Annotated in this window: 15 protein-coding genes; 3 read left to right on the top strand and 12 right to left on the bottom strand. The window is 37.9% G+C overall.

The window, feature by feature from the left end:
- Positions 1–6 precede the first annotated feature (6 nt).
- From argJ to EDD61_RS09755, 4 genes are read right to left on the bottom strand one after another with little or no spacing between them, the layout of a single operon-like run.
- Positions 7–1,224: a bifunctional glutamate N-acetyltransferase/amino-acid acetyltransferase ArgJ gene (gene argJ / locus EDD61_RS09770; protein WP_008979055.1), complete on the bottom strand. Its 1,218-nt coding sequence runs from the start codon at positions 1,222–1,224 to the stop codon at positions 7–9.
- Between the two features lie 25 nt (positions 1,225–1,249).
- Complete coding sequence (gene argC, locus EDD61_RS09765) at positions 1,250–2,290, bottom strand: N-acetyl-gamma-glutamyl-phosphate reductase (RefSeq protein WP_132225196.1); 1,041 nt, start codon at positions 2,288–2,290, stop codon at positions 1,250–1,252.
- Complete coding sequence (gene argH, locus EDD61_RS09760) at positions 2,287–3,666, bottom strand: argininosuccinate lyase (RefSeq protein WP_132225194.1); 1,380 nt, start codon at positions 3,664–3,666, stop codon at positions 2,287–2,289. Before argH ends, argC begins: the two co-directional genes overlap by 4 nt.
- A 16-nt stretch (positions 3,667–3,682) precedes the next feature.
- Positions 3,683–4,909: an argininosuccinate synthase gene (locus tag EDD61_RS09755; RefSeq protein WP_008688767.1), complete on the bottom strand. Its 1,227-nt coding sequence runs from the start codon at positions 4,907–4,909 to the stop codon at positions 3,683–3,685.
- Positions 4,910–5,450: 541 nt separating this feature from the next.
- On the opposite strand from EDD61_RS09755, the gene EDD61_RS09745 reads away from it, so the two are divergent.
- On the top strand, positions 5,451–6,641 hold the full coding sequence (locus EDD61_RS09745) for an ATP-grasp domain-containing protein (protein WP_132225192.1): 1,191 nt from the start codon (positions 5,451–5,453) through the stop codon (positions 6,639–6,641).
- Positions 6,642–6,690: 49 nt separating this feature from the next.
- Here EDD61_RS09745 and EDD61_RS09740 read toward each other — a convergent pair whose 3' ends face one another.
- The 4 genes from EDD61_RS09740 to EDD61_RS09725 form a co-directional block, all read right to left on the bottom strand.
- Positions 6,691–7,002: a hypothetical protein gene (locus EDD61_RS09740; protein WP_132225190.1), complete on the bottom strand. Its 312-nt coding sequence runs from the start codon at positions 7,000–7,002 to the stop codon at positions 6,691–6,693.
- A gap of 15 nt (positions 7,003–7,017) precedes the next feature.
- Positions 7,018–7,449 (bottom strand): hypothetical protein, encoded by a 432-nt coding sequence (locus EDD61_RS09735; protein WP_008688774.1) that lies wholly within the window; start codon positions 7,447–7,449, stop codon positions 7,018–7,020.
- An 82-nt stretch (positions 7,450–7,531) separates the two neighbouring features.
- Entirely contained in the window at positions 7,532–7,792 is a 261-nt protein-coding gene (locus tag EDD61_RS09730) for a thioredoxin family protein (protein ID WP_008688776.1), read from the bottom strand.
- 55 nt (positions 7,793–7,847) lie between these two features.
- Entirely contained in the window at positions 7,848–8,510 is a 663-nt protein-coding gene (locus tag EDD61_RS09725) for a lysoplasmalogenase family protein (protein WP_132225188.1), read from the bottom strand.
- A gap of 89 nt (positions 8,511–8,599) precedes the next feature.
- Here EDD61_RS09725 and EDD61_RS09720 point away from each other — a divergent pair, with 89 nt between their 5' ends.
- Positions 8,600–9,352 (top strand): alpha/beta hydrolase, encoded by a 753-nt coding sequence (locus EDD61_RS09720; protein WP_008688778.1) that lies wholly within the window; start codon positions 8,600–8,602, stop codon positions 9,350–9,352.
- Between the two features lie 43 nt (positions 9,353–9,395).
- On the opposite strand, the gene EDD61_RS09715 is transcribed toward EDD61_RS09720, so the two are convergent.
- From EDD61_RS09715 to EDD61_RS09705, 3 genes are all read right to left on the bottom strand, one after another.
- Complete coding sequence (locus EDD61_RS09715; protein WP_117547365.1) at positions 9,396–10,022, bottom strand: class I SAM-dependent methyltransferase; 627 nt, start codon at positions 10,020–10,022, stop codon at positions 9,396–9,398.
- Positions 10,023–10,045: 23 nt separating this feature from the next.
- A complete protein-coding gene (locus EDD61_RS09710) occupies positions 10,046–11,269 on the bottom strand; it encodes an MFS transporter (protein ID WP_132225186.1) in 1,224 nt (407 codons plus the stop codon).
- A 95-nt stretch (positions 11,270–11,364) separates the two neighbouring features.
- Entirely contained in the window at positions 11,365–12,603 is a 1,239-nt protein-coding gene (locus tag EDD61_RS09705; protein WP_008979044.1) for a helix-turn-helix domain-containing protein, read from the bottom strand.
- Between the two features lie 442 nt (positions 12,604–13,045).
- Between EDD61_RS09705 and EDD61_RS09700 the strand changes: the two genes are divergently transcribed.
- Complete coding sequence (locus EDD61_RS09700) at positions 13,046–14,137, top strand: metallophosphoesterase (protein WP_132225184.1); 1,092 nt, start codon at positions 13,046–13,048, stop codon at positions 14,135–14,137.
- A 211-nt stretch (positions 14,138–14,348) separates the two neighbouring features.
- Here EDD61_RS09700 and EDD61_RS09695 read toward each other — a convergent pair whose 3' ends face one another.
- Positions 14,349–15,371 carry a threonine aldolase family protein gene (locus EDD61_RS09695; RefSeq protein ID WP_008688784.1) on the bottom strand — a complete coding sequence of 341 codons (1,023 nt, stop codon included), beginning with the start codon at positions 15,369–15,371 and terminating at the stop codon, positions 14,349–14,351.
- Between the last annotated feature and the right edge of the window lie 217 nt (positions 15,372–15,588).

Here is a 15,588-nt window from a genome sequence, read left to right as displayed (position 1 = left end):
CTCCTCTTACGTACGATAATCGCCATTGATCTTGACATAGTCATAAGTCAGATCACAACCCCAGGCAGTTGCTTTTGCATCCCCTTGTTTCATATCGATAAAAATAATGATTTCATCTTCACTTAATAGTTTCACTGCCCTTTCTTCATCAAAACCACAGCCGGCACCATTCACACAGACCGGCATACTGCCATAAGCACTTTGTAAGGTGACATCAATGCAGTTAATATCAAATTGCGCATCGCAATAGCCAATCGCACATAAGATTCTGCCCCAGTTGGCATCTTTACCAAACATGGCAGCTTTGAATAACGAACTTGTAATAACGGATTTTGCAACTTTTTTTGCTGTCATCGTATCATTTCCATGAACAACCTGACAGGTTAACAATTTGCTTGCACCTTCTCCATCCTTTGCAATATGACGAGAAATTTCCGTACAAATATCCATAAGGGCATCTTTAAATACAGCATAAGCAGCGTCTTTTTCCTGAATAACTTCATTTCCAGCCAATCCATTTGCCAGCATGCACAGCATATCGTTTGTCGAAGTATCTCCATCCACGCTGACCATATTAAAGGTATCGTTTACGACTTCATGCACAACTTCATCTAACATTTCTGAAGAAATGGCCACATCACTTGTCAAAAACGCTAACATCGTTGCCATATTGGGATGAATCATGCCACTTCCCTTTGCCATGCCGCCGATATGACATTCTTTGCCATCAAGCAGAAAACTCACAGCAAATTCTTTTTTAAATGTATCCGTCGTCATGATGCCTTCACAAGCATCACTGCCTCCTTCATACGAAAGTTTTGTCACCAGCTCTTCCATATGTGTCGCAAAAGGATCTATGCTTAATGGTTCTCCAATGACACCGGTACTTGCCACAATGATATCCTCACTAGCTAACTGAAGTGCATCTGCACATAAAGCACACATCTGTGTCGCTATTTCTACCCCATTGGCATTACAGGTATTGGCATTACCGGAATTACAAATGATGGCCTGTGCCTTTCCATCTTGTAAATGTTGTTTGGTAACAGCAATCGGTGCTCCTTTTACCTTATTTAATGTATAAGTTGCCGCTGCATTGCATGGCACTTCACTGTAAATCAGTGCCAGATCCTTTTTGGTTCGATTCTTACGGATGCCACAATGGATACCGCTAGCCTGAAATCCTTTCGGCGTACAAATCCCATTCTCACATAACTTTGCCATATCGTTTCCTTCTTCCCTTCTTTGTTTAAAAAGATGCCGGTACCATGCTTAATCCCATGGTTTCTGGATAACCAAAACGGATGTTCATGTTTTGGATTGCTTGTCCTCCAGCTCCTTTTACCATATTGTCGATTGCAGATACGAGAATGATACGCTGGTTACGTTCATCCATATGCAAAGACACATCACAATAATTCGTATATTTCATATATTTTAAATCCGCTGTTTTTCCTAATGGCAATACGCGTACAAATGGCTCATTTGCATAAAACTTTACATACTGCGCATACAGCTCTTCTACATGTATTTCATCTGTAGCATCTGCATAGATTGTTGATACGATACCACGATTGATTGGCAACAAATGCGGTGTAAAGCTAATGGAAACATCTTTCCCACAAAGTTTGCCCAGCGTTTGTTCAATTTCCGGAGTATGACGATGGGCACCAATCTTATACGGTGCAAAGGATTCATTCAGGCGAGGAAAATGGGTGCTGTCACTCAATCCCTTTCCTGAACCTGTCGTACCTGACTTGCTGTCTATGATCAAATGCTGTTCATGGATGATATCCAATTTCATTAGCGGTGCTAACGCTAATGCGATGCTGGTAGGATAGCAGCCTGGATTTCCTATGATGGAAGCTGTTTTGATATCCTCTCTAAAAAGCTCCGGTAAGCCATATACCGCCTTTTTATGAAGCTGTGGTTCTTGATACTGCAAATGATACCATTCTTGATAGTCAGCTTCATTATCTAGACGGAAATCAGCACCTAAATCAATAAAGACTTTCCCTAGCGCATCACATTTCTTTGCCAATGGCTCACTTAACCCATGTGGCAGTGAAGCGAATACAACATCGCTTTTTGCAATGACACTATCTTCCTCTTCAAATGGTAAGTCGATGATCTGATAAAAACTTGGATATAGATCTGCAATCTTTTGCCCCAAATAGCTCTTTGAATTAATTCCTGCTAATTCAACCTCTGGATGCATCCATAACAATCTTACCAGCTCAGCACCGGCATAACCGCTGGCTCCAATAACTCCTGCCCTTATTTTTTTCATGCTATCGCTCCTAACTCTTCTTTTACCTTTTGGATATGCGCCTCTACGATTTCCGGAGCCGGACCTCCTATCACCTTACGCATCTGCACACAGGTTTCTAAAGCAATTGCCTCATAAATATCTTCTTCAAATAGTTCAGAAAATTGTTGATACTCGTTTAAAGATATGGTTTCTAAAGTCTTGTCATGATCTTGGGCATAGCTCACCAATGCACCGATGATTCGATAGGCATCACGAAATGGCATACCTTTTTTGGTTAAATAATCGGCACAATCGGTTGCATTGATAAATCCCTTTGCTGCTGCTTTTCGCATATTATCTTTTAAAACTTTTGCACTTTCCAACATCGGTATCATCGTTGTTAAACAAAGGTGTGCGGTATCAATTGCATCAAACAAGGCTTCCTTATCCTCTTGCATGTCCTTATTATAAGCAAGCGGCAAGCCTTTCATCATGACTAAGAGTGTTTGTAAATCGCCATAGACACGTCCACATTTTCCTCTCACCAGTTCGCTGACATCAGGATTTTTCTTTTGCGGCATGATGCTGGAACCGGTCGCAAAAGCATCATCTAATTCAATGAATTTGAATTCCCAAGAACACCAAAGGATGATTTCTTCACTCAATCGTGATAAATGCATCATGAGCATTGCCAAAGCACTTGTTATTTCAATGCAGAAATCACGATCACTGACACCATCCAAGCTATTCAAAGAAACACTGTCGAAATCCAATTGTTCTTTTACCATTTCTCGATTGATAGGATACGTTGTAGTTGCCAAAGCGCCGCTGCCTAAAGGAAGGATCGCCGTACGTTTCTTACTTTCCTGCAAACGCTGTAAATCACGTTTCAGCATTTCAACATAGGCCATCAGATGATGCGCAAACGTAATGGGCTGCGCTCTTTGCAAATGGGTATAGCCAGGCATGATCGTATCAAGATTTTCTTGTGCTTTATCCAAGAGAACGTTGATAAACTGTTTGATTTCCGTAAGGATCTTATCGGTTTCATCCAACGCATACATACGGGTATCAAGAGCAACCTGATCATTACGTGAACGTGCGGTATGCAGACGTTTTCCTGCATCCTGAATACGTTTGGTTAGTTCACTTTCCATAAACATATGAATATCTTCTGCTGTTTCATCAATGGCAAGCACTCCACTTTCAATATCCTTTTGTATTTGCGTCAATCCCGTTATGATACTTAAGCTATCTTCTAAAGAAATAATTCCTTCATGTGCTAACATCATAGCGTGTGCACAACTGCCTTTGATATCTTGGGCGTACATGCGATGATCCACAGAGATACTGGAATTGAAATCGTTTAATCGTGCATCTGCCGCCTTTTTAAATCTTGCATCCCATACATTCATATGCTTTTTCTCCTATCTATTTTTTATTCCAAGTTTTCTTTTGCATTGCTGCTACCTTAATTGGCAAACCAAACAAATTGATGAAGCCGGCAGAATCATTTTGATCATAAGAATCATCTTCTCCAAAGCTGGCAATCTGTTCGGAATATAAGGTATATGGACTGGTAATACTTGCCGGTGTGATGTTGCCTTTATATAATTTCAGCTTCACTTCTCCACTGACATTTTCACTTACTTTATCCACGAATGCGCTCAATGCTTCGCGTAATGGCGTAAACCATTGACCATTGTATAAGATTTCCCCAAACTTAATCGCTACCCCTTGTTTATAATGCATTGTTTCTTTATCTAATGTAATGCTTTCTAATAATTGATGTGCTTTATACAAAATCGTTCCACCCGGGGTTTCATATACACCACGTGATTTCATACCCACCAATCGATTTTCTACCATATCGATCAAACCGATACCATTTGCACCGCCAATTTCATTTAACTTTGTTACCATTGCTTGACCGCCTAGTTTTTCACCATTCAATGCCGTTGGAATACCTGATTCAAAAGTTAGGGTGATATAGGTTGGGGTATCCGGTGCCTGTTCAGGAGTTACTCCCATTTCTAAGATTTCATCATATTTTGGCTCATTCTGCGGATCTTCCAGATCTAAGCCTTCATGTGATAAATGCCAGAGGTTTTTATCTTTTGAATAATTGGTTTCTCTGTTTATTTTTAATGGTATTTGATGGGCTTGTGCATAGTCGATTTCATCATCTCTTGATTTCAGCTCCCATGTTCTCCATGGGGCAATGATTGGCATCTCTGGGGCAAAAGCTTTAATTGCCAATTCAAAACGAACCTGATCATTACCTTTTCCCGTACAACCATGACAGATGGCATCGGCTCCTTCTTGCTGAGCAATTTCTACCAGTTTTTTACCAATCAACGGTCTGGCAAAGGCTGTCCCTAACAAATACACATCTTCATAAACAGCATTTGCTTTTAAACATGGATAGATGTAATCCTCAACAAATTCATCCTTTAAATCCAAGATATACAGCTTGCTGGCACCTGTTTTGATGGCTTTTTCTTCCAGACCGTCAAGTTCTGTACCTTGTCCTACATCAGCAGATACCGCGATAACCTCACAGTTGTTATAGTTTTCCTTTAACCAAGGAATAATGATAGAGGTATCTAAACCTCCGGAATATGCTAATACGACTTTCTTAATATCTTCTTTTTTCATAATCTTATCCTCACTTTTCTCTTTCTTTTTCTTTCTTATTCTTTATCCTTATTCTCTATACTGCCGGCATCGTCGTTTCACTCTTTCCATAATCTTTTCACCTCTTATAGTCTTCCTATACAAAAAAATCTCTGGATTGCTCCAGAGGCGCTTACACACGGTACCACTCCGGTAATCATCGGTACATCCCCAATGATTCCTCTTTCGTAACGCCGAAATATGCGTTCTGTGATACTACCATTTCCCACAGACTCTTCCAGGTGCGTGTTCATCATAAGTTCCCTAACAGGCTTCCACCATCCCTGCTCGCTTTGCAGTTCCCTTATCATTACTTCTCCTGTTCAACGATTTATGGCTTTATTTTACGCTTGTGAAAACATCTTGTCAATCATTTTTTGAATCTTTTTACATTTAATTGTAAATTTATTTCATTATTATGACGCATTATTTACTTTTTTTCATGGCAATGGCCATTTTGACTTTTCCCCCTAAATAAAGTAAAATGAAAAAGAAGAAACCATTCTTGATTGGAGGCGTTATTATGAATTTTATCTTTATATCTCCCCACTTCCCTGAAAGTTATTGGCTGTTCTGTCAGGGACTGAAAAACAATGGTGTTAATGTACTGGCAATTGCAGATGCTCCTTATGAATCTTTATCCACCAATCTAAAGAATTCCATTAATGAATATTATAAAGTGGATTCGATGGAAAACTATGACGAAATGTTGCGTGCCGTTGCCTTTTATACGTTTAAATATGGAAAAATCGACTGGATCGAATCGAACAATGAATACTGGTTACGCCAAGATGCCCGTCTGCGTATGGACTTTAATATCGCCAATGGCCTAACTTTTTCACATATGGATGATTTCCAAAGCAAATCGCGCATGAAAACGTTCTATCAAAAAGCCCAGTTACCTACCGCACGCTATTGCATCGTATCGACTTTGGAAAACGCCTTAGAATTCATTCAAGAAGTGGGCTATCCAATCGTCATCAAGCCGGATATAGGAGTAGGCAGCAGTGATACTCGCAAGATCCGCAATCAAGAAGAACTAGAAACTTATTTCAAACATCCGCGAATGGTTAAGATGATCATGGAGGAATACATCAATGGTGAAAGTTTCTCATTTGATGGGATCACCGATAGTCATAAAAAGGTCTTGTTTATGACCAGTCATCAATATACTGACAGCATCATGGATTCTGTGAATGAACAAAAAACCATAGGCTGCTATTCTTATATGAATATCCCTGAAGATATCTTAGATGCCGGCTTACGAACTGTGAAAGCCTTTAATACACGTAGCCGTTTCTTTCATTTTGAATTCTTCCGTTTAAATGAAGATAAAGAAGGTGTCGGTAAAAAAGGTGATATCTTAGGATTAGAAGTAAATATGCGACCTCCTGGGGGCTTTTTACCAGATATGATCAATTATGCGAATGACAGTAACGTCTATCAATTATGGGCAGATATGATTGTGCATGATAAGATTGAGCATGTGCAACATCGTAAATATTCCAGTGGGTTCATCGGCCGTAGAGATAATTTGGAATATGCCCATTCAACACAGGAAATTCAGCATAAATATGGCGATAATATCCTTATGATCAAGCGGTTGCCAAAAGCTCTTGCAGAAGGTATGGGCGATGAAGTTATCGTTGCTCGCTTTCCATCAGAAGAAGAAATACGTCAATTCTTTGCCTACTGCTCTGAAATCAATATCTAAAAAAGGGCATGTCCATCATAGGATATGCCTTTTTTGCCGCTCTTAGTACCTATTGGCGATATTTATCTTCAATTCGCATTCCCCACAACATAACGACGATCACCCATGGTAAACAGCCAAGTATTGATACAATGCTTAAGGGCGAATTTTGTTTCAATACGAAAGGCAATTCCAACAAACCAAAGAAAATACCTGCCCATGTCCATAACTTGCCCATCGCCTTATTATACGCTCGTATATTCTTTACAACGATTGCTTCCTCATCATTGGCCCAAAATCGCACAGCCTTCTTCGCATGAAAGCAATAAACGCCAAGCAAAAGAAAACAAACTGCGATGAACATCCAAATCATAAATGCCATCATATTCCCTTCTTTCTATTTTGGGATACGAGTTTGTAAATTCTGATACAACTGCTTAGTTAAAGCATTCGTTTCATCATTCACAATATATTGCCTATTCTTAGTTTTTATAACAATATAGCCTTGTGTTTCTTTATATACATAGGCTCTTACTTTTCGATTCTCCAGTTTCGCATCTGCACAAACAAGCTTTTGCGTTTCCATACCAGCACCTTGTTTATGCACCTGTGTGGGTGTTTTATCATAATACACAACATTGATGATATCCTGATATGGAATTGTATCACCAATACTGCCATGCAGGCTGATTGCTTTGGCTTGCAAATAAATCTGATAGTTTGCCTGCTTCCCATATATCAAAAGTAAGGCTATCACACTTATACAAAGCACAATAATACCACCGAATACACCGTGTATGATACGTTTTGTTGTTACATCATCTTCCATAAGCTACCTCATTTTTTATATGATATCATAGTGTTATTGCCTCAGCAACAAAAAAGGACACATTCCGTGACCTTCTTAAGTTTTATGCTAAGGCAGCTTTTAAAACCGCCTCAATCTTTGCTTTGGTTGGTATTCCTTCAAGTAATTTTTCACCTTCGACAAAATAGGTAGGAACATACCAATAATCCAATCCTTTCGTTTTTTCAGGTTCATCATTTTCTTCAATGGTTTCTATTTCAATATCTTGATATTCTTTATGCAATTGTTTTAGCTCATCCACCATAGCAAACGCTTGCTTACAATAAGGACAGCTTTTCAAATACATCATCTTTACATGTTTCATATAGATTGCTCCTTTTCTATTAGTACTATAGCATAACAACTTTTCACCTTGCTATTCATTTGCTCAACATCATCGTTGTCAAAATAGCCATTTGTGCGAAATAATAAAAAGATAAATTAGCTTTTACCACGGCCGGACGATCGGCATTACCAAATATAATGAAAACCAGAATCAAATCAGAAAGGACAAAACAAAGAGAACCTAAATTTAACACCAAGCCAAAGGAGCCAGAAAAAAGCCATGTCAATGCCTGTAATTCCATAAACATAATAATGGATGCATATAGCATAACGGCACCAGTCATACCTTGAAAATCAACACGTTGTTGCAACCACCCAATCATTATGCAGTCAACCGTAATTGCTATTACGGCCAAAAGGATAGTAATAGGCAAGGTAGTATGATACAAAGCAGCAATATATGCGAGATGACCGAATAAAAATGCTGTTAAGCCACCTAGAAAATATTGCTTTTCGAATTTTGGATAGCAATAAGGAAGCGCAAGAAATACATCACCGATAGCACCTAATAGTAAGCCAAGCAAAAGATATTGGCGATATGAAACTGCTGGAGCTAAAGAAAAAAGATAAGCTCCTAAAATAACAAAACCAAGGGATGAGACACTTTTCCAACCAAGTGTTGTAAAACTGTTCATATGCGGCATATAAATATAATATAGGATGAACATAATAACACTTACATAAAGAAAGAGAAACATAAACACCATCTCCTTTCTTTAATTATAACAGAAGATTAACTTATTTACTTGACGGATATGATATAATAACACTCGTGAGGTGATTTGGGATGGTTAGAAAGGAAGATATTTATATTCCCTGCTTTCAGACAATGCGCACCCTTCATGTTTATCTGCCTGTAGGATATGAGAACAACAAACAAAAATATCCCGTTTTCTATATGTATGATGGTCATAACTTGTTTCATGATGAAGATGCCACATTTGGCAAAAGCTGGGGCATGGAAACCTATTTTGATACGCATGAAATACCGGTGATCGTTGTAGGAATTGAATGCAATCATGAAGGTAATCAGCGTTTAGAGGAATTTTCTCCTTATGATTTTGATGATCGCTATGTCGGTCATATCCATGGCCGTGGCAAAGCACTTATGGAATGGGTCGTGTCGGATTTAAAGCCTTGGATTGATCTAAGATATCGAACTAAAACAGGTCGTCGTTATACGGCAATCGGCGGAAGTTCCATGGGAGGCTTGATGGCTCTATATACTATCCTGCATCACAATGATATTTTTTCAAAAGCAGCTTGCTTATCTTGCTTTTTATATGGTGTCATGGCAGACATTCGACAAGAGCTGAAAGATCATTTGCATGCTGATACCCATGTATATCTTTCCTGGGGCAGTGAAGAAGTTCGCTCTAAAATGCAACTAGCGAAACTGTCAGCTGCCAATTTAGAAATCATTCGGCAACTGCTTGCACAAAATGTAGAAGTTTTTCCCAATTTAGTCGTCAAAGGCAAACATAATGAAGCTAGCTGGGAAAAAGAATTACCGGTTTTTATCAATTTTTTATTCCCTTAAAGTAAAAGTAATTGCTCCCCTTCTTATAGGAACAATTACTTTTTTATTTGGTTTTCGATATTTCTAATATACCTGCACAAAATGAAATAGGATAAAAATTCATATTTGTTTTAGGAAACGCAGGCAGCTTATCTACAACAAGATAGCATTCATCCTCATCCCAAGCATCTTTCGCATGCCGTTTACAATCTAATAACTGATCTTCATGTGCAAACATCACATCACCAAGTAAGATCTTACCTTCAGGCTTTAATAATTGCAATAAATCGTTTAGGAAACTCACTTTCTTAGCATCCTCTAAATGATGTATCGCATAGGTCGATAAAATAATGTCATATTTTTGCTCTTTGAGCATAGCGGGCAAGCCTTCTGTAAAATCCGCTTGTAACAATTTTGCCTCAGGCATTTTTTCCTGTGCAAACGCAAGCATGCGCTTTGAAAAATCCACGCCATACACAAGGCAGCCATGATCGTACAATTGTTTTGTCAAAACTGCCGTACCAAATCCAATATCCAAAATAGTCGGTTTTGGTTTTCTTAACACTTCTTGCTTGATTGCATCCAGCACCTTTTCATAACCGGCAAAGGGATACTGGTGATTTTCATCGCTTTGCTTTACGGAGGCATCATAGCTCTTAGACCATGTGTCAAAACCTTTCTCATCTAACATCCAACATACCTTCTTTCTATTAATTATAAATGTTGATTATAAATTGGCTGTACATGTTTCTTATTACGTACGATTACCAGCTCAACAGCTAATAAGCCAATCATGGAAAAGCAAGCAGCTACATATGGGTACTCAATGAATTCCCCCATCGCACCGGCAAGAAAACGTGAACACATGCAAAGGAGGGAAACCAATACATTAAATAAGCCATTTACTCTTGCACGCATATGCGATGGGATATAATTTTGGGTGCTAGCTTCTCGAATATTCATACTATTCACACCCAGAAAGCCACAGATAAAGCGATTAAGGATCATTAAGGGATATGCAATAAACAATAAGATCATATCCATGGCCTCATAGCTTGCATAAACGCTGACGGCTATTTTATAACGCACATGATCAGGAATACGAACAAAATAATGAAAGATACTTCCCAACATACGACCGGCCGTTTCTGCTGTAGTTAAGAATGCATACATTGTTGTTGTCAGCACAGAAGAAGATTGGAACAATGCCATAGACATCATGTTCACTGCCTCGGCATTCGCATTTGTAACAGACATATACGCATAGATACTGCGTATCCCCTTTTCTTTCTTTAAATAATGAAATCCTTCCATCATCTCTTCTCGATATCCTGAAAAAGAAAAGCTCATTTTCTTCAATTCTTTCTCTTGAAAAGCAATATGATGCTCTGCATAACTTGCCATTAACAACAAGATACCCTCTCCTAAGCAGATCATCGCTACCCCATAATGCACATAAATCATACTGGCAATCGGTGTGATCAATGCGGTGACACTAGGATATATCATACTGGAAATAGAGTAACCTTTCTGCATAAATCCCTTTGGTATCAAATCAGGATATAGCGATGCATATGCCAACTGATAAATACTTCCAGTAGATGTTATCAATAATGCATATAACAAATAGATCGTGTAAGAAAAGTCATAATTTGACAGATACCAGGCAAATAACAGATAGCAAATGCCATTGAAAGCATCTAATCGAACAATTACCTTTTTCCGTTCACATGTATCAACAAAAGGTGCTGCAATGATAGGTATTAAGATTGCCGGTATCATAGATAAACCGGTAAATATACCTGTCAGCATCGTACTATCCGTATTATCAAATACAACCAGTGAAAAAGCAAAACTCATAGCAGTACCACCAATGGCACTGATTAAGGTTCCTATGGTTATAATTGTAAAATCACGGCTCCATAATGTTTTTTTCATGTTACACCTCCCTTGCATTAAGTATATTAAAAAACAAGAAGATTTTCTATCCCCTTGTTTTGTGAAAATTTGCATTATATCAAAGACTTTAAGCGTCAAATTCCATATTTTTTAGGAAAATTGTGATTTTGTATTTCCTGTAGAAGAAGATACGCCTCTTTATAGCGTCGCTGATGCGTATATACTTCAAGCAAGTATCGAGAATGAAATAAACGATACCCAAAATAGGTATGTGTGTCTTGTTCATAAATATCCATGAGCACCTGATAGTAGTTAGGATCATCTAAATAATTTTCTCGATAACGTAGTTTAATAAAAGTTAACATCTTATGGTAGATAAGCGGCATCTTTTCATCAAGTGCTTCTTCCATCATTTCTATATAGTGTTTCCCTTCTTGTGCCTCATCTATCTCAATATATAACAATGCCAATTTATGAGCAATCAATACCTTTCCTAAGCGATCTTCTTCTAAATCTTTTGAAAACAATAATTTTTCTTTTGCCAAATCGTACTGTTTCCATTCCAGATATGTGGAACCAATATTATAAGCAAGTTCTTTTAACGTATTCGTATCTTTCAACTGGCGAGCCAGATGTTCTGCCTTTTGATAATATTTTAACATCAGACCTTCCACATTCTGACAGGAATAACAATTACCGATTAAGATGGCTGCGGTGATCATCCGTTTGGCATCTCCATCTTCACTCGCCATCGCATAGGCTTTTTGCAAATACTCACATGCTTCAATGTAATCTCCCATATTTATATATGCCATCCCCAATGCTATTTCCTGTTCGGCCGTTTTTCGATAGTACCCTGCAAGACGAACATGATGCAACCGTATCTGCGCATCTGGATAATGATCATATAATAGGTGATAGCGATATAACTGCAGCTCATCCATATAATTTTCATATACTTTTATTTCTTGTAAAGAATGCAGTAAAACCTCGCTACTTTCTGTTTCTTCTATCCTCATGATCTTATCATAAATTTGAAACAAACGATATTCTATGACAAGTGGGCTATAAAGAAGTTCCTTTTCATGAGCCCTTATTTTTAGCGCATGCTCTTCAAGGGGTTCATTAAAATCCAAAGCTTCCCAAAAGGAGGCAAACAACTGTTTCATTTCTGATAGAAATCGCGCATCACCATGATAGTGGATTTGTAAACGTGCAAAAAGCGCCTGCAAAATATCTTCACTGGCATCTACTTTCCCTTGTTCAATCTTTGATAAATAGCTCACTACACAGATGCCTTTGCACAAGCCTTCCTGTGATAGATTTTGCTGCATGCGATAATATCGCAACAAAGCTCCGCTTATCTTTTCCATAATTTCATCCTATCTAGCCAAAATGGCGTAAAGCAATTGCAATACCATCTTCATCATTGCTTTTTGTTATTAAATCTGTCAAATCTTTATCTTAGTAAGACATTTACCCTTCGCAACCATAAGGTGCTTGTTGTAACATCTTCACATCATTGCTTGCAAAGAAAATTCATTCGATATTTAGAAGTTTACGATAATCAAATGTTGTATCTGTTTCTAAATCACCAATCCATGTAAAACTAATCATAGTCACTAGAAAATGTTCATAATATGTCAAACGTTTTACAGAATTCTTATAAGAAACACAGAATGGTGCATAATACTGCTAACAGGTTCCCAAACTCCTTCTGAATTTAAGAGTACAACTTTTCATGCTGCTTGGCAAGCGCTTGCTTGCAAAAGGTAAAGATCTTTTCTATAATGAGTAACAAAAAGGAGACTGTTTATGATTGATCGTTCCATCTGTGCCAAATCCATATCCATCCCATCAAACAGACGTATTATTGCAATCAGTGATATACATGCTAATTTACATATCTTTCAAAAATTGCTTAAGCAAATACAATTTGATAGTACTCTTGATGAATTATTTTTAGTTGGTGATTTATTAGAAAAAGGGCAACAGAACATGGAAACTTTATCCTATTTAATGAAATTATCACAAGATTCACATGTTCACTTAATGCTTGGCAATTGTGATTTTGTTTGTAAAAATATCTTATATGAATATCGATTGGATTTTTTACATGAAGTTTTATGCCAACGCCAAAACAGTCTTATACATGAAATGGCTGCTTGTATGCACGAAAAAATCACAAAAGATACAGATATGGTACGATTGGCACGAAAACTAAAGTCCACTTTTCGTAAAGAATTAACCTTCATCGCCGATTTACCTCATGTTATTGAAACACAAGACTATATCTTTGCCCATGCAGCTATTCTAAATGAGCAAACCTATGGAAATGAGATGCGTGACATAATGAGGCATGATCGTTTTTTCTTAAAAAACATAGCATTTCATAAATACGTCATCGTCGGACATATACCGGTAAGTGAATATTGCTCTACCATTTGTGATTTTAATCCTCAAATTGATCAAAGAAAACATATCATTGCTATAGATGGAGGCAATGCAGTAAAACGCGCAGGGCAATTAAATGCGCTCATTCTGCATCATGGACAATTTAGCTTTGCCCATTGTGATGATTTACCAGAAGGAATAATTTTGTCCAATTATACACCGAAGCAAAAAGACAGTATTTATATTACCTGGCATGAACGTGCCGTACATGTTTTGAAAGAAGAGAAAAACCAAGCATATTGTCAACAAATAGCCACAGGACGTCGATTGTGGATACCAAAAGCCTTTTTATATGAAGAAAACGGCAACTTTAGTGCTGAAAATTATACCAATTATTTACTGCCCGTACGCCAAGGTGAAACAGTTAAAATTATTTCTTTGTATGAGCATTATGCGTTAGTTAAAAGTCATGGAATAATGGGCTGGATTCCAAGAAGTATTCTAAAACAATAACGGCATCTTCCTTAAGCCCTAATCACGTGAATATTGCACTGTTAAAGCGAATCAAAAAGCCAAGAGCAAGATGTCCTTGATATACCTCAGCAAACAGTATGCACATACGAAATGACATAGTTCTGTCATTTGTTAGGTACTGTCAGCAATAAAAAGAGCACCTCATATTATATTGCTTGCTAAGGCGCCCTAACATCTCAGATTTTGTTTCTTAAATTTGCTTTAGATATGTGATAAATTCATCGATTACTGCTTCAGGTGTCGCCCAACTCGTGACAAAACGCATTGCTGTATGTGTAGCATCTACCTTTTCCCAAAACTGAAACGCATATTCTTTTTCTAATTTTTTGATAACCTCGTTCGGTAAAATGACAAATATCTGATTCGTGGATGATTTGGCAAATAATGAATACCCACAATCAACAAATGCTGTTTGTAATTTTTGTGCCATCGCATTCGCATGAGCCGCAATCTTTCTATACTGATCGTCTTCAAATAAGGATAAAAACTGTAGCCCCAATAACCAACCTTTCGCAAGCATACCGCCACGTTGTTTTATCATATAGCGAAAATCTTTTTTCAACTGTTCATTCACAATAACGACAGCTTCTCCGAATAACGCACCATTTTTAGTACCACCAATGGAAAAGACATCAATATATTTGCATAAATCAGCAAAGCTTACATCGTTATCACTTGCTGTCAGAGCACACCCTAAACGAGCACCATCCATAAACAGATATAATCCCAACGCATCACATGTCTTGCGCAAAGCCTGTAGTTCTGCTTTTCGATACACACTGCCTAGCTCCGTTGCATCTGAAATATAAACCATTTTGGGCTTGACCATATGCTCATCACAATGGCGTCTGACTTCCTCATAAATTCCTTCCACACTGACTTTGCCATCCGCACTGTCAACAATGACTACCTTATGTCCGCTTGCTTCAATAGCCCCTGTTTCATGCACATTGATATGACCACTATCGGCTGCCATAACTGCTTCATAAGGACGTAATGCACTGGCAATAACAGTTAAATTTGCTTGTGTTCCTCCAACTAAAAAATGGATGTCACACGTAGGACATTGCAGTACTTCTTGAATTTTTTCTCTTGCTTTATCACAAATTTCATCCATTCCATAACCTGGATTTTGTTTCTTATTAAATTCCTGCAGACGCTCCATAATCATAGGGATTGCGCCTTCGCTATAATCATTACAAAAACTATACATATATTTCACTCCTCATCATGGAATCATTATAATACAAATTACATAAAAAAGAAATGCAGCTGATGTTTTCTTTTCATCACTGCATTTCTCTTGTGCTGATTTACAGGTATTTCGCGCATTATATACTACTACCATACAACTTCACCTGCTACTTACCAACGATAACCACCAACATGAATGCATTTGATAGCCCTGTAATCAGCCTGAATCTCATCTT

Source organism: Longicatena caecimuris, assembly GCF_004341945.1.
In the GTDB taxonomy this organism is placed as follows: domain Bacteria; phylum Bacillota_I; class Bacilli_A; order Erysipelotrichales; family Erysipelotrichaceae; genus Longicatena; species Longicatena caecimuris.
The sequence above is the reverse complement of the archived record's forward strand: the minus strand, read 5'-3'. Positions and strand labels throughout refer to the sequence as shown.

Excerpts from the sequence above, each read along its gene's own strand:
- argJ (WP_008979055.1), bottom strand. The coding sequence starts at position 1,224 with ATGGCAAAGTTATGTGAGAATGGGATTTGTACGCCGAAAGGATTTCAG.
- argC (WP_132225196.1), bottom strand. The coding sequence starts at position 2,290 with ATGAAAAAAATAAGGGCAGGAGTTATTGGAGCCAGCGGTTATGCCGGT.
- argH (WP_132225194.1), bottom strand. The coding sequence starts at position 3,666 with ATGAATGTATGGGATGCAAGATTTAAAAAGGCGGCAGATGCACGATTA.
- EDD61_RS09755 (WP_008688767.1), bottom strand. The coding sequence starts at position 4,909 with ATGAAAAAAGAAGATATTAAGAAAGTCGTATTAGCATATTCCGGAGGT.
- EDD61_RS09745 (WP_132225192.1), top strand. The coding sequence starts at position 5,451 with ATGAATTTTATCTTTATATCTCCCCACTTCCCTGAAAGTTATTGGCTG.
- EDD61_RS09740 (WP_132225190.1), bottom strand. The coding sequence starts at position 7,002 with ATGGCATTTATGATTTGGATGTTCATCGCAGTTTGTTTTCTTTTGCTT.
- EDD61_RS09735 (WP_008688774.1), bottom strand. The coding sequence starts at position 7,449 with ATGGAAGATGATGTAACAACAAAACGTATCATACACGGTGTATTCGGT.
- EDD61_RS09730 (WP_008688776.1), bottom strand. The coding sequence starts at position 7,792 with ATGAAACATGTAAAGATGATGTATTTGAAAAGCTGTCCTTATTGTAAG.
- EDD61_RS09725 (WP_132225188.1), bottom strand. The coding sequence starts at position 8,510 with ATGTTTCTCTTTCTTTATGTAAGTGTTATTATGTTCATCCTATATTAT.
- EDD61_RS09720 (WP_008688778.1), top strand. The coding sequence starts at position 8,600 with ATGGTTAGAAAGGAAGATATTTATATTCCCTGCTTTCAGACAATGCGC.
- EDD61_RS09715 (WP_117547365.1), bottom strand. The coding sequence starts at position 10,022 with ATGTTAGATGAGAAAGGTTTTGACACATGGTCTAAGAGCTATGATGCC.
- EDD61_RS09710 (WP_132225186.1), bottom strand. The coding sequence starts at position 11,269 with ATGAAAAAAACATTATGGAGCCGTGATTTTACAATTATAACCATAGGA.
- EDD61_RS09705 (WP_008979044.1), bottom strand. The coding sequence starts at position 12,603 with ATGGAAAAGATAAGCGGAGCTTTGTTGCGATATTATCGCATGCAGCAA.
- EDD61_RS09700 (WP_132225184.1), top strand. The coding sequence starts at position 13,046 with ATGATTGATCGTTCCATCTGTGCCAAATCCATATCCATCCCATCAAAC.
- EDD61_RS09695 (WP_008688784.1), bottom strand. The coding sequence starts at position 15,371 with ATGTATAGTTTTTGTAATGATTATAGCGAAGGCGCAATCCCTATGATT.